A 21,116-nucleotide genomic window follows, 5' to 3' on the forward strand; every position below is an offset into this window, starting at 1 on the left:
CTCGCGCGTTACGGGGATACGACGAGGGTAAGTTCCCGTGAGCCGTGCGGTGGTTCCTCTACCGTCATGCCGGCCGCGCGGGCGATAGCGGCGACATCGGCGGCGCTGAAGGCATCGGCAGGCGAAAGCGCCAGCTCCCGGACCAGCAGGCCCTTGTAGTGCTTGTTAAAGTGGCTGACCACCTTGCGCGAGCCATCTGGTTGCACGCTTTCTACCCGCACCGTCACCGCCGAAGGCAGCCGGCCCAATTGCTGGTAGGTGCCCGAGCGGAGATCCACAACCAGCTCGTCGATGTTTTCTAGCGCCTGCGTTATCTGCTTGCCCCAAAAAGACTTCATGGTGCGACCTCCCAGCTTGGAACCGCCCGATAAGCGGTAATGAGGGATGGGGTCGTCCGCGCGCAGGAGGCCGAAGAGGGCATCGCCAATAGCAAGGCGGCTCCACGAGGGAAGGGTGGACGCCGAAAGTGCATCAAAAAGCACACCAGTATAGCGCTCCACCGCTGGCATGGTGGGGGTGGTAAAAAGCTGACTATTGGATTCGGCCTCACCGCGCAGCTTCTCCGAGAGCTTCAGCGCCACCATCGCCTCATCAATGGGAAGAGACTGCAGCTCAGCGGCTATTTCGCGCCGCGTATCGGTAAGTTCTGGAAAAGATAGGTTGGCAAAATCAAGCGGCTTTCCGGTGCCGCCATGGGCCTTGGTTTCTGAAGGAGGGAGGACAATGAGCATATAGCTAGGGTAGCGATGTATATTTTGACCATGATTACCCGCCTTTCTGAACTATTTCTCCGCACCCTTCGTGAGGACCCAGCCGATGCCGAGGTCCCCAGCCACAAGCTGCTGGTGCGTGCCGGTTATGTGCGCCGCGTCGCGCCGGGCATCTACACCTGGCTGCCGTTGGGTCTGCGCACCCTGCGCAAGATCGAAGACGTAGTACGCCAAGAAATGGATGCCATTGGCGGGCAAGAAATGCTTTTCCCGGCCCTGCTGCCGCGCGAGCCCTATGAAAAGACCAACCGGTGGGTGGAATACGGCCCCAACCTATTCCGCCTGCAGGACCGCAAGAATGCCGACTTGCTGCTCGGGCCAACACACGAGGAAATGTTCGCCAACGCCGTAAAGGACATGTACTCCTCGTACAAGGATTTCCCAGTCACCTTGTATCAGATTCAGACGAAGTACCGCGATGAGGAACGACCCCGCGCCGGGGTGCTGCGCGGGCGCGAGTTCGTGATGAAGGATTCCTACTCCTTCGATATGAACGATGAGGGGCTTGATTCCTCCTATGCCCGCCACCGCAAGGCATATCAGAATGTTTTTGACCGCTTGGAAATCGATTACGCCATTTGTAAGGCCACCTCTGGCGCGATGGGCGGGTCCGCCTCCGAGGAGTTCTTGGCGCTTTCTGAGGTGGGCGAAGACCTCTTCGTGCGCTCCACCGAGGGCGATTATGCGGCCAATGTAGAGGCGGTCGTGACCCAAGCGCCCCCAGAAAAAGATATTGCGGGCCAGCCCGCGGCGAAGGAGTACCGTACCCCGGATGCCGCCACCATTGAAGCGCTTGTGCACTGGGCGAAGACCGAGGACATCGCCGTCGACGGCCATGAGGTCCGGGCCGCCGATATCCTTAAATGCGTCATGGTGGAGGTAACCCACCCGGCGCTAGAGGAATCTGCAGAGAAGAAGGAATTGGCGGCCGTGTTGATTCCGGGCGACCGCGAATTGGATCCCAAGCGCCTCGAGGTGGCCTTGGAACCGGCAGAGTTCACCCTGGCCAGCGATAAGATTTTTGCGCAATACGATTTCTTGGAGCAGGGCTTTGTGGGCCCGCGCGCGCTGAACTCCAATGGCGTGAAGGTCTTTGCCGATCCCCGCGTGGTCAAGGGCTCTTCCTGGATCACCGGCGCGGATGCGCAAAACTGCTACGTCGTGGGCTGCGTGGCCGGCCGCGATTTCCACGTCGATGAGTTCGTGGAAGCAGCAGAGGTGAAAGAGGGCGATCCCGCACCGGATAACCAGGGCACCTTGGCCTTGCAGCGCGGCATCGAACTGGGTCATATCTTCCAGTTGGGCCGCAAGTACACCGAGGCCTTTGACGTGCAAATCCTCGATGAAAACGGCAAGCGCGCCATCCCCACGATGGGCTCTTATGGCATCGGCATCTCCCGCATGCTGGCCGTGCTGGCAGAACAACGCCATGATGATAAGGGCCTGAATTGGCCGGTGGCGGTGGCGCCGTATCAGGTGCACGTCGCGGTGGCGAATAAGGATGCCGCGGCCATGGAGGCCGGCGATAAGCTGGTAGAAGAGCTATCCCAGGCGGGCCTTGAGGTGCTTTTCGATGACCGCCCCAAGGTCTCCCCGGGCGTGAAGTTCAAGGACGCAGAGCTACTCGGCATGCCGTTTGTGGCCATCGTGGGCCGCGCCTTCAAAGACGGCATCATCGAGCTGCGCATCCGCGGCCAAGAAACGCTGGAGGTACCTGCGGATGAGATCGTGGACAAACTCCTCGAGTTGGTGCGGGCCTAGCTTAAATCACCGCGCTAAAGCCCGGCGCCTATAAGCACCGGCAGGGTAGCGTGGGAAGCATGAGACTTAATAAAAACGTGCTCCCCACAGCCCTTATCACGATGGGCACGCTGCATTTCCTGCGCGCCAAAACCTTCGAATCCATTGTGCCGCCGCAGCTGCCGGGCTCGCCGAGGTTGTATAACTTCGCCTCCGGCGCCTGGGAGATAGCTACCGGTTATTTGCTCACCGATCGCGCCACCCGTGAATCCGGCGGCGCGTCCGCCGCGGCGCTATTTCTTGCGGTGTGGCCGGCGAATATGTATCACGCCTGGATCGAGCGCGATGCGCGATGGCCGAAGAAGCTGTATCACATCATTCGCCTGCCGCTGCAGATTCCGTTGATTCGCTACGCATGGAAGATCGCGCAGGGTAGGGCATAAAACCTAAAAACCGACTCCCCATTTTTCCCGGGAAATAGATCCCAAGTGGAAAATGGGGGAGTCGGTTGCTTGCGTGATGCCGCGCTCAAGGCGGCATCACGCTACCGCTGTATCAGGAAGCCTATTAGCCGGCCACGGGGCCGCCGCAATTAGGCCATGCGCCAGCTCCCTGGGTGGCAAGGACGTTTTCAGCGATTTCAATCTGCTGTTCCTTGGTAGCTTGATCAGCGGTGGGCGCGTACTGGGTGCCGCCGCTACCGGCCCAGGTTTGCTGCGAGAACTGCAGTCCGCCGTGGTAGCCGTTGCCGGTGTTGATGTGCCAGTCACCGCCGGATTCGCACGCGGCGACCTGGTCCCACGCGCCTTCCGGGGCGGCGTTGGCGGCAGGGGCGGCAATGCCCGCGATGCCCAACGTAGCTGCAGCCATAGTGAGCAAGGTCTTCTTAGTACGCATTGAGAAAGCACTCCTTCTCATTGTTTTGGCTCGTGGAATCTCCAACAAGCACGTAATCCACCAAATTACGTAGGGTCCGGAGGCATTAGCAATGAATATCGGCCTATAACTCGCTGATTTTTCACTGCCCGCCGGCCAGTGAATCTTCAGGCTGGGGGTATCAGGCAACGCTGGGCGCTATGCTGCCTGGGATTCGGCGGCGATGCCGATAAGCCAGTTCAGCCACTCCTGGTTTGGGCTTTCCTCTTGCGCCGCGGCCACTGCGGCAGCGTGCCACATATCCGCGTCCTGCTCCATCAAGGTATCCAGGAATGCGGCAGCGGAATCCGCATCGCTGGGAAGCGTTGTTCCACCGGAGGAATAGGCAGGCTCTGGCTGTGGAACCTCGCCGTTTTGGCTAATCGCCTCCTGCAGCTGGTCGATGCGGTGGTGATGGAGGCTTAAGAGCTTATCGATGCGCCCCTCGGCAGCAGGGGCGCTATAGGCCCGCGCGAAATCCAGGCCAAAGACCTGCTCGTATTCCCACTTCAGTAAATCAGTAGCGCTCTCGTGTTCGGGCTGGGAAAGGGTGGGGATATCGGGGGCATCGCCAGGCAGCCAGGCATTGAGCGTGATGGCCTGTTGGGTAACTATCGGCCGTGACTCAGAGCTGACCTCATCAGCGGCTTCCGTGGTGGCAGAGGCCGCCTCCTCTAGCACCTGGGAGGAATCTGTGGCAGGAGGTGCCTGCGTGGGCCGTTCCACCTCACAGCTGTGCGGGACATTGCCTTGGTCATCGGTGCCGCAGAGGCGCGCAATTTCCGCATACAGCGCATCGGCCTGGGAGCTGCGCATATCCGCGGCTTCATCGTCGACCCCTTGGAGGGCGAGTCCATCGCTCGCGGCGGCCACGGCGAGGCGCTCGAGTGCGTCTTCTGGGCGCGGGCCAAAATAGTCGACGACGGAATCGACTGCGGAACAACCCGCGAGCGCGGGCAGGGTGGCAGTCGAGGCTACACAGGTTAAAGCAATACGTCGGCGGTTCACCCAAAAGACTGTACCTCGAAGGACGTAGGCTAGTGGGCATGGCTTTCCCAGATGCACAACAATTAACTGATTTGCTCCAACCTCGCCTTGCAGCCCGCGGGCTCGATGTGGAGGATATTAAAACCACCAAGGCGGGAAAGAAATCACAGGTCATCATCCGCATCGATGGTGATAAGCGGCCTAGCTCCGATGTCTTGGAAGAGGTCTCCGACGATATTTCGGCCTTCTTCGATGAGAAAGAGGAAACGGGTGAGCTGAATTTTGGCGCCGGATATACCTTGGAGGTCTCCACCCCAGGCGTGGATCTGCCGCTGACCGCACCGCGCCACTGGCGCCGCAATCAGGGGCGGAAGGTGACCTTTAATCGCGGCGATGACAAGAGCCACACCGCGCGCATCGGTGCGCTCAACGCGGCCGAAGATGCCGTTGTCCTTATCACCTCTGAGAAAAACGAGGTGCATACAGAAGTGGAGCGATTGGAAAACATTGCCCACGCAGTGGTAGAAATTGAATTTGCACAGCCATCACAGCGTGAGCTAGACGCCGTGCACCAGCCATTTGCAGAAGCCGAGAGCTAACCGGCAATCGAGAGGACAGACAAGTGAATATTGATCTTGAGGCACTTCGCACTATCGAATCCGAACGACAGGTCCCCGTCAATGATCTGTTGGAGGCGATTGCGAGTGCCTTGTTGTATTCCTACCTGGATTACCGCGAATCCACCGCGGAGGGTAAGGCCGAAGGCACCAAGTCCCGGGTAGACATCGATACCACCACCGGTGCCGTCAGCGTCATCGTTACTGAGCGTGACCCCGAAACCGGGGAAGTAACCAGTGAATACGATGACACCCCGGATAACTTTGGCCGCGTGGGTGCACGCGCCGTACGCGAAGCCATTTTGCGCAAGCTGCGCGAGGCCGAAGCCGAGCGCACCTTTGATTCCTATTCGGAGCTTAGCGGGCGCGTTGTCAGTGGCATCGTCCAGCGCGATGCGCATGCCAATGCCCACGGCATCGTCGTGGTCCAGCTCGGCTCTGAACTGGAATCGCAGGACGGCATCCTGCTTCCCGCAGAACAAATCCCCGGGGAAAAGCTGCAGCACGGTGACCGCATCAAGGCTTATGTGGTGGGGGTAAACCGCAATGGCGCCAATGTGCAGATCAACTTGTCCAGGACCCACCCGGAGCTGGTGCGCGGTCTTTTTGAACTGGAAGTTCCGGAAGTTGCGGATGGCAGCGTGGAAATGATCGCCATTGCCCGCGAAGCTGGGCACCGCTCGAAGGTCGCCGTCATCGGTCACGCGAAGGGCCTGAACGCCAAGGGTGCGTGCATCGGCCCGCGCGGCCAGCGCGTGAATAACATCATGCGCCAGCTGGGTGGGGAAAAGATCGACATCATCGATTACAGCGAGGATCCCACCGTGTATGTGGGCAATGCTTTGGCCCCCTCGAAGGTGATCAAGGTGACCGTGCTCGATAGCGAGGAGCAGGTGGCGCGCGTCATCGTCCCTGACTACCAGCTGTCCCTTGCCATTGGTAAGGAAGGCCAGAACGCGCGGCTCGCCGCCCGTTTGACCGGATGGAAGATCGATATTCATTCAGACGCGGACGCGAATTAAGGAATTGCGGATATATAGCGTAGGCTAGTAAACGGCCCAGATGCAGAAAGGGACATGAAGACGCAGCGAAAGTTAAGGAGTTCGATGTCGCAGACTCAACGGCTTCGTACTTGCATCGCTACGCGTCAACGCATGCCCGATACGGAGTTGCTGCGGGTGGTCATTGATGCCAATGATCCCCATGGCAGCCGTGCGGTGGCGGATCCATTCCGGCGGCTTCCCGGCCGCGGCGCATGGATTAGCCCCACGCTTTCTGCACTCGAGCTAGCTGAGCGCAAACATGCTTTCAAGCGCGCGCTCCGCACGTCCGCATCCGTGGACACAGGTCAGGTACGTAGGTACTTGGAAGCACAGTGCGAAAATGTACAGGGCGAAAAAGTACCGTGTGCGGAACAACCTGCACAAGATTCGTACACACCAGAGTTAAAAAGGAAGACCGAACACTGATGAGCGCACAACGATGAAGCATCAGCGATGAAAGTCCAGAACGTTTAACTAGGAGTCAGGCCAGTTTTTCGCGGCCTTGGCTCCTAGGCGATACCAAGAGGAGACAAGTGCCCGGAAAGCTACGTGTTCACGAGTTGGCAAAACAGCTCGGAGTAACCAGCAAGGAACTGCTCGCCACCCTGAAGGAACAAGGCGAGTTCGTTAAAACCGCATCCTCGACCATCGAACCACCGGTGGTCAAGAAGATGCGTGCTCACTATGAAGCACAGTCCGGTGGCGATGCCACCGAAGGCAAGGCAGACAAAGCTGAGAAGGCTGCCAAGCCCGCTAAGCCCGGCCAGGGCAACGCCAAGAAGCCGGCATCGTCTGCGCCGAAGCCAGGTCAAGGTGCACAGGGCGGCGCGAAATCCGCTGCGCCGAAGCCCGGCGCCCCTAAGCCAGGTGCACAGGCACCGAAGCCATCCGACGCTGCGCCGAAGCCCGGCGCAGGGTCCGCTAAGGCTGCCCCCAAGCCAGGTCAGGCAGCACCAAAGCCAGGCGCTGCCGCTGGAAAGACAGCGCCAAAGCCTGGCCAAGGTGCACCGAAGCCAGGCCAGAACGCGGGTCAAGGCGATGCCAAGAAGTCGGGCGAGCGCCCGACCCCAGGCAACGCCATGCCGCGACCGATGCCTAAGCCCGGCGGATCCCGCCGCGTGGCCAATAACCCATTTTCCACGGGTGGCGGAGACAACCGCCCAGGCCCACGCCCCGGTGGCTCTAAGGGCCAGCGCGGCAACCGCCCCGGCGATAACCGTGGTGGAAAGCGCGGCGGCCGCAACGAAGGCGGTAATAACCGTCAGGGCCAGGATCAGAACCAAGGCCAGGGTGGCGGCGGTGGACGTCGTCCATCGCCTGCCATGATGCCTTCGCATCCGAACCCAGCCTCGATGCCGTCCAAGGCACCGAGCGGTGGCGGACGCGGTGGCCGCGGTCGCGGTGGCCACGGCGGACCTGGTGGTCCAGGTGGCCCAGGTGGCGGTCGTCCCGGCGGCTTCCGCGGTGGACGCGGTGGGCGTCGCGGCGGTACCGCCGGTGCATTCGGCCGTCCAGGTGGCGCACCACGCAAGGGCAAGAAGTCGAAGCGGCAAAAGCGCCATGAGTTTGAAGAGCAGCAGAAGCACGTCGTAGGCGGCGTCCGCTTGCCAGATGGCAAGGGGCAGACCGTCCGCCTGCGCCGCGGCGCTTCGCTGTCTGACTTCGCGGAGAAGATCGGTGCCGATCCAGCAGCATTGGTGCAGGCACTGTTCAACCTGGGTGAGATGGTCACCGCAACCGCATCCGTATCGGAAGATACGCTGCAGCTGCTCGGTGACGAGATCAACTACAAGGTAGAGGTCGTCTCCCCAGAAGACGAGGACCGCGAGCTGCTCGAGTCCTTCGACCTGCAATTCGGCGAGGACGAAGGCGGCGAAGAGGCCCTCGAACATCGCCCTCCAGTCGTCTCCGTCATGGGCCACGTTGACCACGGTAAGACCCGCCTGTTGGATACCATCCGTAAGACCAATGAGGCAGCCGGCGAGGCCGGCGGTATTACCCAGGGAATCGGTGCTTACCAGACCACGGTTGACGTGGATGGCGAGCGCACCATTACCTTCCTGGATACCCCTGGTCACGAGGCCTTTACCGCCATGCGTGCCCGCGGTGCGAAGTCCACCGACTTGGCCATCTTGGTTGTCGCCGCCGATGACGGCGTCATGCCACAGACGGTTGAGGCCATCAACCACGCCAAGGCTGCCGATATCCCGGTTGTCGTGGCCGTGAACAAGGTGGATAAGCCGGAGGCCCAGCCGGAAAAGATCCGTGGCCAGCTCACGGAGTATGGCTTGGTGCCTGAAGAGTACGGCGGCGACACGATGTTCGTGGATATCTCTGCTAAGCAGGGCCAGAACATCGACCAGCTGCTGGAGTCTGTCATCCTGACTGCCGATGCCGCCCTCGAGCTCACGGCTAACCCAGAGATGGATGCCCAGGGCGTGGCCATCGAGGCCCACTTGGACCGCGGTCGCGGCCCGGTGGCTACGGTCATCGTCCAGCGCGGTACGCTGCACGTCGGCGATTCCATCGTGGTAGGCGATGCGCATGGTCGCGTGCGCCGCATGCTCGATGAGTTTGGCGAGGACGTTAAGGAAGCCGGTCCTTCCCGCCCGGTACAGGTACAAGGCCTGTCCGGCGTGCCGGGTGCTGGCGATAACCTGCTCGTGGTCGATGATGACCGCGTGGCCCGCCAGATTGCCAACCAGCGCGATGCTCGTAAGCGTTCTGCTTTGCAGGCAAAGCAGCGCAAGCGCGTGTCCCTGGAGGATCTGGACAAGGTATTGCAGGAGACTTCGACCCTCAACCTCATCCTCAAGGGCGACAATGCCGGCTCCGTCGAGGCGCTGGAAGATGCCCTGTTGGATATCAAGACCGAGGACGAAGTCGAGCTCAACATCATCGACCGCGGTGTTGGCGCCGTAACGGAGACCAATATTTCCTTGGCCGCCGCTTCCGATGCCGTCATCATTGCCTTCAACGTTCGCGCGGAAGGCAAGGCTACGGAGATCGCCACCCAAGAGGGCGTGGATATCCGTTACTACACGGTTATCTACAAGGCCATCGAGGAAGTCGAGGCCGCTCTCAAGGGTATGCTCAAGCCGATTTACGAGGAACGCGACACCGGTGCGGCCGAAATCCGCGCCCTGTTCAAGTCCTCCTCGGTGGGTACCATCGCAGGCTGTATGGTCACCGATGGCAAGGTTGTCCGCAACGGCAAGGTTCGCTTGCTCCGCGATAACAACGTCATTACTACCGATGCCAAGATTGAGTCCCTGCGTCACGAGAAGGACGACGCGACCGAGATCAAGGCCGGCTATGAGTGCGGTATGGTGCTGTCCTACCCGGATATCCAGGTAGGCGATGTCATCCAGGCTTATGAAGAAGTCGAGGTACCGCGCGACTAGTCGCTGCTAGTTTCGGCCCGCTGTGCGTGCCCGCCTTGAGGGCCTTTCTCCACGGAGTTTGGCCATTAGGTGCGGCAGGTAGAACGGGCCGTTTCGCGTTTTCGCATGCGGGGTTTTCAAGCGGTTTCCATTGGGTGCGGTGAGTTACTAAACTGGTAGTTTCTGATACCGCGACACGGTAATTTAGGAATAAATTTTTCCCCTTTAGCTTGGAGGTTCTCATGGTCGATCACGCACGTGCGGCGCGGCTAGCAAAACGAATTCAGGAAATCGTGGCTAGCGCGATTGAGCTGCAGATTAAGGATCGCCGCCTGGAGATGGTCACCGTGACCGATGCCCGCGTCACCGGTGATTTGCACGACGCTACCGTCTTTTACACGGTGCGCGGCCACGATATCGAGGCAGAACCCGATTATGACCAGGCTGAGGAAGCACTCAAGCGCGCGAAGGGGCAGTTGCGCAAGATCGTTGGCGATCAGCTCTCCGTGCGCTTTACCCCAACCCTGACGTTTGAGCTCGATACCGTCCCAGAGGCCTCCGCGCACATGGAAGAGCTTTTGGCGCGCGCTCGGGCCCGCGATGAAGAGCTAGCGAAGCTGAAGGAAAATGCCCAGCCCGCGGGTGAGGCCAACCCATATAAGACCTCCGATGAAGACGAGGCTTAAGTGACCCGCAAGGAATATCAGGACGCAGTCGATGCCATCTCCGGCGCGCAAAGCATCTGTATTATCACCCACTTGCGCCCGGATGCCGATGCCATTGGTTCGGCCACGGCACTGCTCTTAGCCATGCAGCAAAGCGGGAAGGATGCCTGCGCGGTCATCGGCCAGGATAAGGACTTTGCGCCCAACCTTTACTCCATTCCAGGAGCGGATCAGGTCAAGGTCACCCGAGAGCTACCGCAGGGCTATGACGTTTATGTCACCGTGGATTGCGGGTCGATCGACCGCACCGGCCTATTTTCCGCAGACATCGCCGAGCTGGCGGCGGCAGGGCGCGTGTTGTGCATCGATCACCACTCATCCAATCCTGGATTTGGCTCCGTGAACTTGGTTGATTCAGAGTGCGAGTCCACCACGGTGGCCATCTTGACCATCCTGGACATGCTGTCGGTGCAGATAGAAAACACCATCGCGCATTGCCTGTACGCCGGCCTTTTGACCGATACGGGTAGTTTCCGGTGGGGCAGGCCCGCCATGCACGATGTGGCCACCCGTTTGATGCACTATGGCCTGGACACCAAGCAGATCGCCACGGATTTACTCGATGCCACGACCCCTGATGATCTGCAGATGGTCGGCCGCGTGCTCGCGGGACTGCGCATTGAACATGCCGGTGAGCTGGGCATAGGTATCCTCATCGCGGGCCTGGCCGATATCGAAGGTCATTCGGACTCCGCAGTGGAATCCCTGGTGGATTTCGTGCGCGCCCTTGAGGGCACGCAGTTGGGCGTGGTCTTTAAGGAGCAGTCGGCCGGGATTTGGGCGGTATCGCTGCGTTCGACGGCGATCAATTGCGCAGAACTTGCAGCTCAATTTGGCGGCGGCGGGCATGTTCCGGCTGCCGGGTACATGACACAGGGAAGCGAAGAAGCCATCGTTGCGGAGCTGGTGAGTGCCATCGATGAGCACTAGGCAGTCAACCCCCACGACAGTAAGCGCACGCGAGGTCTTTGGCCTCGCGTTTCCTGCGCTTGGCGTCCTGGCCGCGATGCCGCTCTACCTCCTGCTCGATACCGCAGTGGTGGGGCGCTTGGGTGCCCAGGAACTGGCTTCGCTCGCCGCGGCAACCACGATCCATACCGTGGTGACCACGCAGCTGACCTTCTTGTCCTACGGCACCACGGCCCGCTCGTCCCGCCTGTTTGGCGCTGGAAAGCGCGCCGAGGCTGTAGCGGAAGGCGTGCAAGCTACCTATGTGGCTTTAGGCGTCGGCGGGCTTTTGGCCATTATTATGTGGATCTTCGGCGGCGTATTTGCCCAGTGGCTTACCGGAGATCCCACTACGGCGGCCGGCACCGCGCTGTGGCTGCGGATCGCCGCGCTGGCCATTCCCGTAACACTGGTGGAAATGGCCGGAAATGGCTGGATGCGCGGCGTACAAAATACCAAGAAGCCGCTCTATTTCACCCTCGCCGGAATGATTCCCGGTGCCATTGCCGTGCCTGCATTCGTGTACTGGTGGGGCCTTGCCGGTTCTGCCATCGCCACCGTAATGGGAATGAGCATTATCGCGAGCCTCTTCGTGCGCGAGCTGTATAAACAGCACGAAGGCTCGTGGGCATTTCGTTGGCACATCGTGCGCGAACAGCTCATCTTGGGCCGCGATCTGATCTTGCGCTCCGCCAGCTTCCAGGTGGCCTTCCTTACCGCCACGGCCGTGGTGTCCCGCGTGGGCACGGCGGCCTTGGGCGGCCACCAAATCATGATGCAGCTGTGGAATTTCATGTCGCTGATTTTGGACTCCCTGGCCATTGCCGCCCAGGCCTTGACCGGCGCTGCCCTGGGCGCTGGTTCGGCGCGCCACGCACGCAGCGTGGGAAGCAAGGTAGTGATGTATTCCACCATCTTTTCCGCCTTCCTCGCCCTGGTTTTCGCCGCCGGGGCCGGGGTCATTCCGCGCGTGTTTACCTCCTCGCAGGAGGTCATCGATGCCATGAGCCAACCGTGGTGGATCCTGGTTGGCATGGTTATCGTCGGCGGCGTGGTCTTTGCCCTCGACGGTGTTTTGCTGGGTGCAGGGGACGCGGCATTCCTGCGCAGCCTGACTATCGCCTCGGTTCTTCTGGGATTTTTGCCCGGCGTGCTCCTCGCTCATGCCATGGGCACGGGCCTTACCGGTGTGTGGTGCGGCTTGGCAGCGTTCATTTCCTTCCGCCTGATTGGCGTGGTCTACCGCTTCTATTCCATGAAATGGGCTGTAATAGCAGAGTAGTACCTGCGCTACAGTGGCTGTAGCGAGTAATAACAGCACTTTAGAATATGAATGAGGAAGGCGGGTGGGAGCGGCAATGCCAACGTTATGGGTAGTAGCAGACCTGCACGGCGCAATCAGTGATAACTTTGCGCGCATTGCAGAGCTAGCCCCACCAGATCCCGCAGATTGGCTCATCGTGGCAGGTGATGTTGCAGAGCGCAGCGAGCTCATCGTGCGCATCTTGCGGGACTTGGCCGCGCGCTATGACACCGTTATTTGGGCGCCGGGCAATCACGAGTTATTTTCCCGTTCCCAAGACCAGTACAAGGGGCGCGAAAAATACGATCACCTGGTTGCCGCCTGCCGGGAGATCGGCGTTATCACCCCGGAGGACCCTTACCCGGTCTTTAACGGAATAACGATCGTGCCACTTTTTACCCTGTATGACTACAGTTTCCGCCCACCGGGGACCTCGGTGGAAGAAGCGGTGCAGCAGGCGCGTGCCAAAAAGCTCGTCATGACCGATGAGGTAGCTATCGCGCCCTTCGTAGATGTGCGCGCGTGGTGTTGGGACCGCTTGGCGTATTCCATTAAGCGTTTATCCCGAGTGCAGGGCCCCACCATCTTGGTCAACCACTGGCCATTGGTGCAGGAGCCCACGATGGTGCTGCGCTTCCCGGAAATCGCCCTGTGGAGCGGCTCGCGCCATACGCGTTCGTGGCCGCGACGATACAAGGCAGAGGCAGTCATTTACGGCCACCTGCACATGCCCTCAAAGATGAATGTGGATGGGGTAGACCATATCGAAGTCTCCCTAGGTTACCCGCGCGAATGGCGTAACCAGCCGCACCGTATTGCCTGGCCATACCCAGTTACCTCAACCTTTGGGGAGGTGAATTAATGCTTTATCCCGACCTATTCCCAGAAACTACCCGTTATTGCTATGTGCGTACGGATGCCCGCGAGTCCGATCTGCTCAACTATGAGCATCTTGACCCTAAAGAACAGTCCATAGTCTCGCACGCGGTTGATATCCGGAAATCCGAATTTGGCGATGCCCGCTGGTGTGCGCACCAGGCCCTGCGCGAGCTGGGCTTTACAGGCTCGAACCCGATCCTGCGCGGGGAGCGGGGCATGCCGCTGTGGCCCGAAGGATTCATTGGATCCATGACGCATACGGAGGGCCTACGCGCAGCGGTGGTGGCCTCCACCACGGATTTTCGCTCCATTGGCCTTGATGCGGAGCCGGCGCAGCGCCTGCCCGATCACGTCTTGACCATGATTGCTCGGGCCGGGGAAATGCCGCAGCTGCCCCGCCTAGAAAAGGCTGGGGTGCACTGCCCAGACCGCCTGCTGTTTTGCGCCAAGGAGGCCACCTATAAGGCGTGGTTTCCCATGACGCATCGGTGGCTGGATTTCGATCAAGCAGAGATCGATATCCGCGAGGATGGCACCTTCATTTCCTATATCCTAGCCCGCCCCACGCCAGTGCCGTTTATCACCGGGAAGTGGATTCTAGAGGGCGGTTATGCCGTGGTTTCTACGCTGGTTCCGGCCCTTGATTTTTCAGCCTGAACAGAAACCCGCTCAGATCTCCTCGAGCAATGCCCTCAGCCACTGACTTAGAGGGTAGACGGCCGCGCCACAAAGACCGTGGCCAGCCTTTTGCCCTTCTCCTTAATGAGCGCGATGGCCTGGCCATTGGGGGCTACCGCCGCATGAACCCCGGACAGCCCGCGCGGCTCTAACCATTTGCCCATCGCTAAAGCGGCGGCCTCGTCCTCGGTGACGGGCAGGACGGGGAAACTGCGCTTGAGCGCCTCATCGAGGCTCAAGGATAGGCTGGGGTTTTCGGCAAGATCGTCGAGCATGTGGGCATCGGCAAGCGCAAAGGGCCCCACCGTAGTGCGGCGCAGGGCGGTTAAATGCCCGCCGACGCCCAGGGCCTCGCCCATATCGCGCGCCAAGGAGCGGATATAGGTGCCGGAGGAACACTCCACGGATACATCGAGGTCAATAAAATCGCCCTCGGTGCGCAGGTCATGAATGTCAAAGCTGTGCACGGTGACCGGGCGGGCGGGGATATCTACCTCTTTGCCCTCGCGCACCAACTCGTGTGCCCTCTTGCCCTTGATCTTGATGGCGGACACCGCGGCGGGCTTTTGCATAATCTCGCCGGTCAATGCGGCAACTTCGGCCTCGATGGCGGAACGGTGCAGTGCGGCCGCAGGCTTGCCCCAGCGAAATTCGCCCTCGGCATCATCGGTGGTGGTAGAAGCGCCGAGGCGGATGGTAGCTGAATAAGACTTGGTGGAGGCGACCATGTGCGCGAGGAATTTGGTGCCGCGTTCGATGCCGAGGACCAGCACCCCTGTCGCCATGGGATCCAGGGTGCCGGCATGGCCGACCTTTTTAGTGTGAAAATACCTGCGTAGGCGGTTAACAACATCGTGAGAGGTCATGCCGGCAGGCTTATCAATAATGACAAGTCCGGAATGTGCGAGCGCATCAGTCATAGGGTACAAGTCTATGCTCTACGATGGATTTCGTGGATATTTGTTACGGAATCGATGACATCCCCGCGGATGTGGGGCCGACCTCGGTAACCATTGGCGTCTTCGATGGCTTGCACCGCGGCCACCAACAGCTCGTTTCTGCCTGCGTGGAGCATGCGCGGGCGAATAATCAGGTCCCCGTCATGGTGACCTTTGACCCGCACCCGGTCTCGGTTTTCTTGCCGGAGCGCGCCCCGGTGTCCGTGGTGAGCTTCGAGCGCAGGCTGGAGCTCGCGGAAGAAATGGGCATCGAGATGGTGCTTGTCATTGACTTCACCAAGGAGCTTGAGGGCGTGGAGCCGCGGCCCTATGTGCGCGACCTCTTGGTGGGAAAACTCCATGCGCAGCACGTGGTGGTGGGGGAGAACTTTACCTTCGGCGCTGGTGCCAGCGGCACCGCGGAAGCCATGCGGCAGCTGGGCGAGGAGTTTGGATTCAGCGTCGATATCATCCCGCTGCTGGATGAAGACGGCGTTCAGATTTGTTCCACCTATATTCGCCAGAGCCTGTCCCGGGGCGCAATAGAATCGGCGAATTGGGCGCTTGGCCGGCACTTTACGGTGACCGGACCCGTGGTGCGCGGTGCGGGGCGCGGCGGCAAGGAGCTGGGCTTTCCTACGGCCAACCAGTATTTCCCGGATACCGTTGCCATTCCCGCGGACGGTGTCTATGCCGGTTGGTTCATTGTGCATTCTGATTCGCCCCTCGATGGGGACATGCAGCCCGAAGTAGCCTATGCTGCGGCGATTTCCGTCGGTACGAATCCCACTTTTGGTGATGAACAGCGGTCCGTGGAGTCTTTTGTCTTGGACCGCGATGCCGATCTTTATGGCTATGAGGCAACTGTGAAATTCGTGGGCCACCTGCGCGATATGGTGAAGTTCCATTCCGTCGATGAGCTTTTGGAAGCCATGGCCCAAGACGTCGCAGCCGCCCGCACGGTGCTGGCTGCCGATGCCCGCGCGCAAGGCTGCAAGAGCGAAGACTATTTCTTAAAGGAGAAGTAAATGAAGGCCATCCTCGATCTTGATACCGGCATTGATGATGCTTTGGCCTTGGCTTATGCCCTGGCCCACCCCGATCTTGAGCTCATTGGAGTGACCTGCACTTATGGCAACGTCACGGTGCCGCTGGCGGTGCGCAATACCCTGGCGCTGCTGGAATTGCTGGATAGGCCTGATATCCCGGTCTTTGCGGGCCCCAGCCCGGACGGTTTCCAGCCCAGCGAGATTTCCTCCTTCATCCACGGCCAGAATGGCGTGGGCGAGGTCGCGCTTACCCCGCCCGAAAAGACCGAGGACACGCAGCCGGCCACGGATTTCCTCTTGCAGGCCGTGCGCGATTACGGTGATGACCTGGTCATTATTCCCACAGGTCCGTCGACGACCATCGCCCAGGCTATGCTTGCCGATGCCACCTTTGCCGCCAACGCCCACATCGTCATGATGGGCGGGGCGCTGACCGTTCCTGGCAACGTCTCCGCGTGGGCAGAGGCCAATATTTCCCAAGACCCGGATGCCACCGATTACCTCTTCCGCCACAGCCAAGATGTCACCATGGTGGGCCTTGATGTCACCCTGCGCACCCTCTTGACGGAAAAAGAAACCGCGCGCTGGCGGGCAACCGGTACGGCCGCGGGCGAGATTTTCGCCGATATGGTGGATTACTATATCCGCGCTTATGCCACCACGGCGCCTCACTTGGGCGGCTGCGGCCTGCACGATCCGCTGGCCGTGGCGGTAGCCGCCGATCCGTCGTTGGTGGAGGTCGTCGAGACCAATATGAAAACCGATACCGAAGGCCCCACCCGCGGGCGCACCATCGCGGACGAAACTAGGCTGAGCCAGGAACCGACCGCGAAGGTCGCCGTGGGCGTGGACAACGAGCGGTTTGTCAGTGAATTTGTAGACCGCCTCGAAGAACTTTTCCGCACGGTGGGCGCCAAGTAGTGCAGCGTTTTGATTTGCCACGCTAATTGGCTGTAAGATGACCAGTTGGCTTAGCGACTGTGGTTCACGACAGTTGCGGCACGCGGAGCTCGCCACGGCGGCGCTGCGCGTTGAAGAATAGTGTGGACTGAAATAAAGGAGAAATACTCATGGCATTGACCACTGAGAAGAAGGCCGAAATCCTCAAGGAGTACGGCCTGCACGAGACCGACACCGGTTCCCCCGAGGCACAGGTTGCCCTGCTGACCTCCCGCATCAACACTTTGACGGAGCACCTGAAGTTCCACAAGCACGATCACCACTCCCGTCGTGGTCTGCTGCTGATGGTTGGTCGTCGTCGTGGCCTGCTGAAGTACTTGGCAGAAAACAACGTGGATCGTTACCGTGATCTGATTTCCCGCCTGGGCCTGCGCCGCTAATTGCGACGCGGCTGCGGCCGAATTTTTCCCCTTGCCCTGCGGCAAGGGGAATTAGTGGTTTTATACCCTCTTAATCCTTGTAGGGAGCAGGGGCGTTTGTAATTGCCGTAGCTCAAAAGTGCGGAATCTCTGTTAGAATTTTCACCGTTGTCAAAAACAATGTGGAAAAGGCGGCACCGACGATCGCCTAAAACATTCAAGGAGAATTACTAGATGAGCGTTCAGAACTCCGTAGAGTTCAATATCGATGAAGAATTCGGTATTACCGAAGCTATCGCTGTCCTCGACAACGGGGACTTTGGCACCCGCACGGTACGTTTCGAAACCGGCCAGTTGGCCCGCCAGGCAGATGGTTCCGTAACTACGTACCTCGATGATGACACGATGCTGCTGGCCACCACGACTGCCTCGAACCAGCCGCGCGAGAACTTTAACTTCTTCCCACTTACCGTGGACGTGGAAGAGCGCATGTACGCAGCTGGCAAGATCCCCGGCTCCTTCTTCCGCCGCGAGGGGCGTCCCTCCACCGAGGCCATCTTGGCCTGCCGCCTCATTGACCGCCCGCTGCGCCCCACCTTTGTCAAGGGCCTGCGCAACGAAGTGCAGGTGGTCATCACCGTCCTGTCGCAGGACCCAGAAGAGTACTACGACGTCGTAGCCATCAACGGCGCGTCCGCAGCAACCCAGCTTTCCGGCCTGCCGGTCTCCGGCGCCGTCGGCGGCGTGCGCATGGCGCTTATCGCTGATGACAAGCACCCAGAAGGCCAGTGGGTGGCGTTCCCGAACCACGAGCAGCACGAGCGCGCGCTCTTTGAAATGGTGGTTGCAGGCCGCATCGTTACTAAGGGCCGTAAAGAAGACGTCGCCATCATGATGGTGGAAGCTGGCGCCGGCACCAACGTTGCTGAGCGCATTGCCGATGGCGCCCCGGCACCGCAAGAAGCCGCCGTCGCCGAGGGCCTCGAGGCAGCTAAGCCGTTCATCAAGACCCTGTGTGAGGCCCAGAACGGCCTTGCAGAGCGCACCGCCAAGGAGACCCAGGAGTTCCCGCTCTTCCCGGCTTATGAAGACGATGTCTTCGCCGCCGTGGAAAAGGCTGCTTCCAAGAAGCTGGAGAGTTTGCTGACGATCCCGGGCAAGCAGGAGCGCGACGAGGCTACGAATGCACACATGGAGCAGGTCGAACAAGACCTGCTGCCGCAGTTTGCTGACCTGGAAGAGGCAGTGGCCTCCAAGCAGATTCGCGCTGCTTATAACGAGGTCATGAAGAAGATCGTGCGCCGCAAGATCTTGACCGATGGCTTCCGCATCGATGGCCGCGGGCTGACCGATATCCGCGACCTGTCCGTTGAAGTTGACTTGGTACCACGCGCGCACGGTTCTTCCTTGTTCGAGCGCGGTGAGACGCAGATCCTCGGTGTCACCACCCTGGATATGTTGAAGATGGAGCAGCAGATCGACTCGCTTACTCCTATCGAGTCCAAGCGTTACATGCACCACTACAACTTCCCGCCATTTTCTACCGGTGAGACCGGCCGCGTGGGCTCGCCCAAGCGCCGCGAAATCGGCCACGGTGCGCTCGCCGAGCGCGCCCTGCTTCCGGTCATCCCGTCCCGCGAGGATTTCCCGTATGCCATCCGCCAGGTCTCTGAGGCACTCGGCTCCAATGGTTCCACCTCCATGGGCTCTGTCTGTGCGTCCACCCTGTCCCTCTACAACGCGGGTGTTCCGCTCAAGGCGCCGGTAGCCGGCATCGCCATGGGCTTGGTCTCCGGTGAGGTCAAGGGCAAGGAAAAGTTCGTGGCACTGACCGATATCCTCGGCGCCGAAGATGCCTTCGGCGACATGGACTTCAAGGTTGCAGGTACCTCCGAATTCATCACTGCGTTGCAGCTGGACACGAAGCTGGACGGCATTCCTTCTAAGGTCTTGGCCCAGGCGCTCGAACAGGCCCGCGATGCCCGCGCGACCATTCTGGAAACCATGGCTGAGGTCATTGATTCCCCAGATGAGATGTCTGGCCTAGCCCCGAAGATCACCTCGGTGAAGATTCCGGTCAACAAGATCGGTGAGCTCATCGGCCCTAAGGGCAAGACCATCAACCAGATCACCGAAGATACCGGTGCTGATGTCTCGATTGAGGACGACGGCACGGTCTACATCTCTGCAGTTACCGGCGAGGCCGCAGACGCTGCGATCGAAAAGGTTAACTCCATTGCCAACCCGCAGTTGCCCAAGGTGGGCGAGCGTTTCCTCGGCACGGTAGTCAAGACCGTTCCATTCGGCGCTTTCGTATCCTTGACCCCAGGCCGCGATGGATTGATCCACATCTCCAACCTGGGTGGGGACGAGCGCATCGAGAAGGTCGAAGATGTAGTCAATGTTGGCGATAAGGTACAGGTAGAAATCGCGGATATTGATAACCGCGGCAAGATCTCCTTGGTGCCAGTAGAGGACTAATCTCTCAGACGCTCTTTAGAGCAGTGGCCCTGTTTCCCGGATATGGTGGGAAACAGGGCCATTTTCTATGCCTGCGCCGTGATCACTTAGTTTTGGAAATCAAGCACGAGGCGTTTGGGGTTCTGCAAGAAGGTCACGGAATAAGGCGTTTGCTTCTTTAGCCCGATGACCAACTGCGTTTGCGCCTCGAAGGTGGTGGTGTAGTTGATCTCTTGCACAACACCGGCACCTGGGGTGATGCCAGAATCCATGAACCTTTGCTCTAACTCTGGTGTTGATGGCCACGGGGTGCCCTCGATACCAAGATTGAGGAATGTAGCGCCTTTGACCTCGACCGGAAGTCCCGAGGCCTGGTGGGCGGGCTGATCAGTATAAGTGGTAAACCACCCGGCTTCGCCGTCACCTTCGAGGTCAATCACCACGCGGGTAAAAGAATCATGCGCGGCTACCCGAATCCCAGTGGGAACGAGGCCACCCAGGCCAGGAGGAAGGTGGCGCTGATCCTCGAGGGAGGGCGTGCCCATGCCGCCAAAAGCAGGTTTTGGATCATTGCCCTGCGCGTGTTGCTGATGGTGGCTTAACGGGCCGGTGTCTTCTACCGTTTTGGTTGGGTCATCGGCAGTGGTTGTGGTAGAAGGCTCCGATTTCTTTGCCGAAGACGTGGTCGATTCCGCCGTGGAGCTGGTGGATTCCTGCTGCGTAGCGAATGAGGCATCGGCGGCCTCGTCATCGCTGGGGTTAGCGCAAGCAGCCAGCGAGAGCATGCAGCTCATGCCGGCGCCAGCAGCGATAACGCGGGTGAGAGTAGATCGAGACATTGTGACCACTTCCTAGGTTGTCTACCTTGTTGTCTCTTTCAATTCTACCGGTACACAAGTGGCCCAACTGGGGAAGTGATGCAATTGTTGTACAAGGGAAACTAGCGAAGGCGTGGGCCTAACGCTTCAATTGGACGAGCTGGATGAGGTTACCCACGGTATCGTCAAAGACTGCGATAATGGAGGGGCCAACGTCGGTGGGCTCCATGGTAAAGTCCACGCCCTTGTCCTTTAGCTCAGCGTATTCTTTTTCCACATCCTGCGATAAGAATTGGGTGACCGGGATATTATCCGCCTTCAGTGCCTCGGTGTACGTCTTAGCGGCAGGGTGGCCCTTGGGCTCAAGGAGCAGTTCAACGCTGCCATCGCCGTCCGCGTTGGTGACCGTAAGCCACCGGAAATCGCCGTGTGTGACGTCATCTTTTACCCGGAAACCTAGGACATCGACATAAAAATCGTGGGCGCGAGCAACGTCATCTACTGGAACGGACGCAATATAAATCTGCATGACGCCCAGTCTAGC

At 59.8% G+C, this 21,116-nt stretch carries 21 protein-coding genes; 15 read left to right on the plus strand and 6 right to left on the minus strand.

The annotated features are described in order from the left end of the window. Window positions 1–8 precede the first annotated feature (8 nt). Complete coding sequence (gene yaaA / locus ACP8KU_RS04355; protein WP_484484046.1) at window positions 9–731, minus strand: peroxide stress protein YaaA; 723 nt, start codon at window positions 729–731, stop codon at window positions 9–11. 30 nt (window positions 732–761) lie between these two features. On the opposite strand from yaaA, the gene ACP8KU_RS04360 reads away from it, so the two are divergent. Both ACP8KU_RS04360 and ACP8KU_RS04365 read left to right on the plus strand, forming a co-directional pair. Beyond that, on the plus strand, window positions 762–2,531 hold the full coding sequence (locus tag ACP8KU_RS04360) for a proline--tRNA ligase (protein WP_484484047.1): 1,770 nt from the start codon (window positions 762–764) through the stop codon (window positions 2,529–2,531). 59 nt (window positions 2,532–2,590) lie between these two features. Continuing rightward, the gene (locus ACP8KU_RS04365; protein WP_005283569.1) at window positions 2,591–2,953 is read left to right on the plus strand and encodes a DoxX family protein; all 363 of its coding nucleotides are present in this window, start codon (window positions 2,591–2,593) and stop codon (window positions 2,951–2,953) included. A gap of 124 nt (window positions 2,954–3,077) precedes the next feature. Here ACP8KU_RS04365 and ACP8KU_RS04370 read toward each other — a convergent pair whose 3' ends face one another. Continuing rightward, window positions 3,078–3,407: a transglycosylase family protein gene (locus ACP8KU_RS04370; RefSeq protein WP_436969110.1), complete on the minus strand. Its 330-nt coding sequence runs from the start codon at window positions 3,405–3,407 to the stop codon at window positions 3,078–3,080. Window positions 3,408–3,584: 177 nt separating this feature from the next. After that, on the minus strand, window positions 3,585–4,433 hold the full coding sequence (locus ACP8KU_RS04375; RefSeq protein WP_484484048.1) for a DUF4439 domain-containing protein: 849 nt from the start codon (window positions 4,431–4,433) through the stop codon (window positions 3,585–3,587). Between the two features lie 38 nt (window positions 4,434–4,471). Between ACP8KU_RS04375 and rimP the strand changes: the two genes are divergently transcribed. From rimP to ACP8KU_RS04420, 9 genes are all read left to right on the plus strand, one after another. After that, entirely contained in the window at window positions 4,472–5,011 is a 540-nt protein-coding gene (gene rimP, locus ACP8KU_RS04380) for a ribosome maturation factor RimP (RefSeq protein ID WP_034658273.1), read from the plus strand. A gap of 23 nt (window positions 5,012–5,034) precedes the next feature. After that, entirely contained in the window at window positions 5,035–6,051 is a 1,017-nt protein-coding gene (gene nusA / locus ACP8KU_RS04385) for a transcription termination factor NusA (RefSeq protein ID WP_284808591.1), read from the plus strand. An 84-nt stretch (window positions 6,052–6,135) separates the two neighbouring features. Further along, complete coding sequence (locus ACP8KU_RS04390; RefSeq protein ID WP_005278765.1) at window positions 6,136–6,498, plus strand: YlxR family protein; 363 nt, start codon at window positions 6,136–6,138, stop codon at window positions 6,496–6,498. A 107-nt stretch (window positions 6,499–6,605) separates the two neighbouring features. After that, window positions 6,606–9,476 (plus strand): translation initiation factor IF-2, encoded by a 2,871-nt coding sequence (gene infB / locus ACP8KU_RS04395; protein WP_484484049.1) that lies wholly within the window; start codon window positions 6,606–6,608, stop codon window positions 9,474–9,476. 221 nt (window positions 9,477–9,697) lie between these two features. Continuing rightward, entirely contained in the window at window positions 9,698–10,141 is a 444-nt protein-coding gene (gene rbfA / locus ACP8KU_RS04400) for a 30S ribosome-binding factor RbfA (RefSeq protein ID WP_005278773.1), read from the plus strand. Then, on the plus strand, window positions 10,142–11,110 hold the full coding sequence (locus ACP8KU_RS04405; RefSeq protein WP_005283546.1) for a DHH family phosphoesterase: 969 nt from the start codon (window positions 10,142–10,144) through the stop codon (window positions 11,108–11,110). After that, window positions 11,100–12,410, plus strand: a complete 1,311-nt coding sequence (locus ACP8KU_RS04410; RefSeq protein ID WP_284610122.1) for an MATE family efflux transporter — start codon at window positions 11,100–11,102, stop codon at window positions 12,408–12,410. The genes ACP8KU_RS04405 and ACP8KU_RS04410 overlap by 11 nt, the downstream gene beginning before the upstream one ends. A gap of 76 nt (window positions 12,411–12,486) precedes the next feature. Further along, a complete protein-coding gene (locus ACP8KU_RS04415) occupies window positions 12,487–13,293 on the plus strand; it encodes a metallophosphoesterase family protein (RefSeq protein ID WP_484484050.1) in 807 nt (268 codons plus the stop codon). Beyond that, window positions 13,293–13,967 carry a 4'-phosphopantetheinyl transferase family protein gene (locus ACP8KU_RS04420; protein ID WP_484484051.1) on the plus strand — a complete coding sequence of 225 codons (675 nt, stop codon included), beginning with the start codon at window positions 13,293–13,295 and terminating at the stop codon, window positions 13,965–13,967. Before ACP8KU_RS04415 ends, ACP8KU_RS04420 begins: the two co-directional genes overlap by 1 nt. 47 nt (window positions 13,968–14,014) lie before the next feature. Here the strand turns inward: ACP8KU_RS04420 and truB are convergent, their stop codons facing one another. After that, window positions 14,015–14,908 carry a tRNA pseudouridine(55) synthase TruB gene (gene truB, locus ACP8KU_RS04425; RefSeq protein ID WP_484484052.1) on the minus strand — a complete coding sequence of 298 codons (894 nt, stop codon included), beginning with the start codon at window positions 14,906–14,908 and terminating at the stop codon, window positions 14,015–14,017. Window positions 14,909–14,931: 23 nt separating this feature from the next. Here truB and ACP8KU_RS04430 point away from each other — a divergent pair, with 23 nt between their 5' ends. The 4 genes from ACP8KU_RS04430 (at window position 14,932) to ACP8KU_RS04445 (ending at window position 19,775) form a co-directional block, all read left to right on the plus strand. Then, on the plus strand, window positions 14,932–15,954 hold the full coding sequence (locus tag ACP8KU_RS04430; RefSeq protein ID WP_484484053.1) for a bifunctional riboflavin kinase/FAD synthetase: 1,023 nt from the start codon (window positions 14,932–14,934) through the stop codon (window positions 15,952–15,954). Next, window positions 15,955–16,896: a nucleoside hydrolase gene (locus ACP8KU_RS04435; RefSeq protein WP_484484054.1), complete on the plus strand. Its 942-nt coding sequence runs from the start codon at window positions 15,955–15,957 to the stop codon at window positions 16,894–16,896. It begins immediately after the preceding gene. Window positions 16,897–17,045: 149 nt separating this feature from the next. Then, window positions 17,046–17,315 carry a 30S ribosomal protein S15 gene (gene rpsO, locus ACP8KU_RS04440; protein WP_005278802.1) on the plus strand — a complete coding sequence of 90 codons (270 nt, stop codon included), beginning with the start codon at window positions 17,046–17,048 and terminating at the stop codon, window positions 17,313–17,315. 213 nt (window positions 17,316–17,528) lie between these two features. Next, window positions 17,529–19,775 (plus strand): polyribonucleotide nucleotidyltransferase, encoded by a 2,247-nt coding sequence (locus ACP8KU_RS04445; RefSeq protein WP_349819765.1) that lies wholly within the window; start codon window positions 17,529–17,531, stop codon window positions 19,773–19,775. Between the two features lie 86 nt (window positions 19,776–19,861). On the opposite strand, the gene ACP8KU_RS04450 is transcribed toward ACP8KU_RS04445, so the two are convergent. Together ACP8KU_RS04450 and ACP8KU_RS04455 are read right to left on the minus strand one after the other, a co-directional pair. Then, on the minus strand, window positions 19,862–20,593 hold the full coding sequence (locus tag ACP8KU_RS04450) for an AMIN-like domain-containing (lipo)protein (RefSeq protein ID WP_349819764.1): 732 nt from the start codon (window positions 20,591–20,593) through the stop codon (window positions 19,862–19,864). 118 nt (window positions 20,594–20,711) lie between these two features. Beyond that, complete coding sequence (locus ACP8KU_RS04455) at window positions 20,712–21,101, minus strand: VOC family protein (protein ID WP_005278808.1); 390 nt, start codon at window positions 21,099–21,101, stop codon at window positions 20,712–20,714. Window positions 21,102–21,116: the final 15 nt, after the last annotated feature.

The organism is Corynebacterium sp. LaCa_282 (assembly GCF_057198125.1).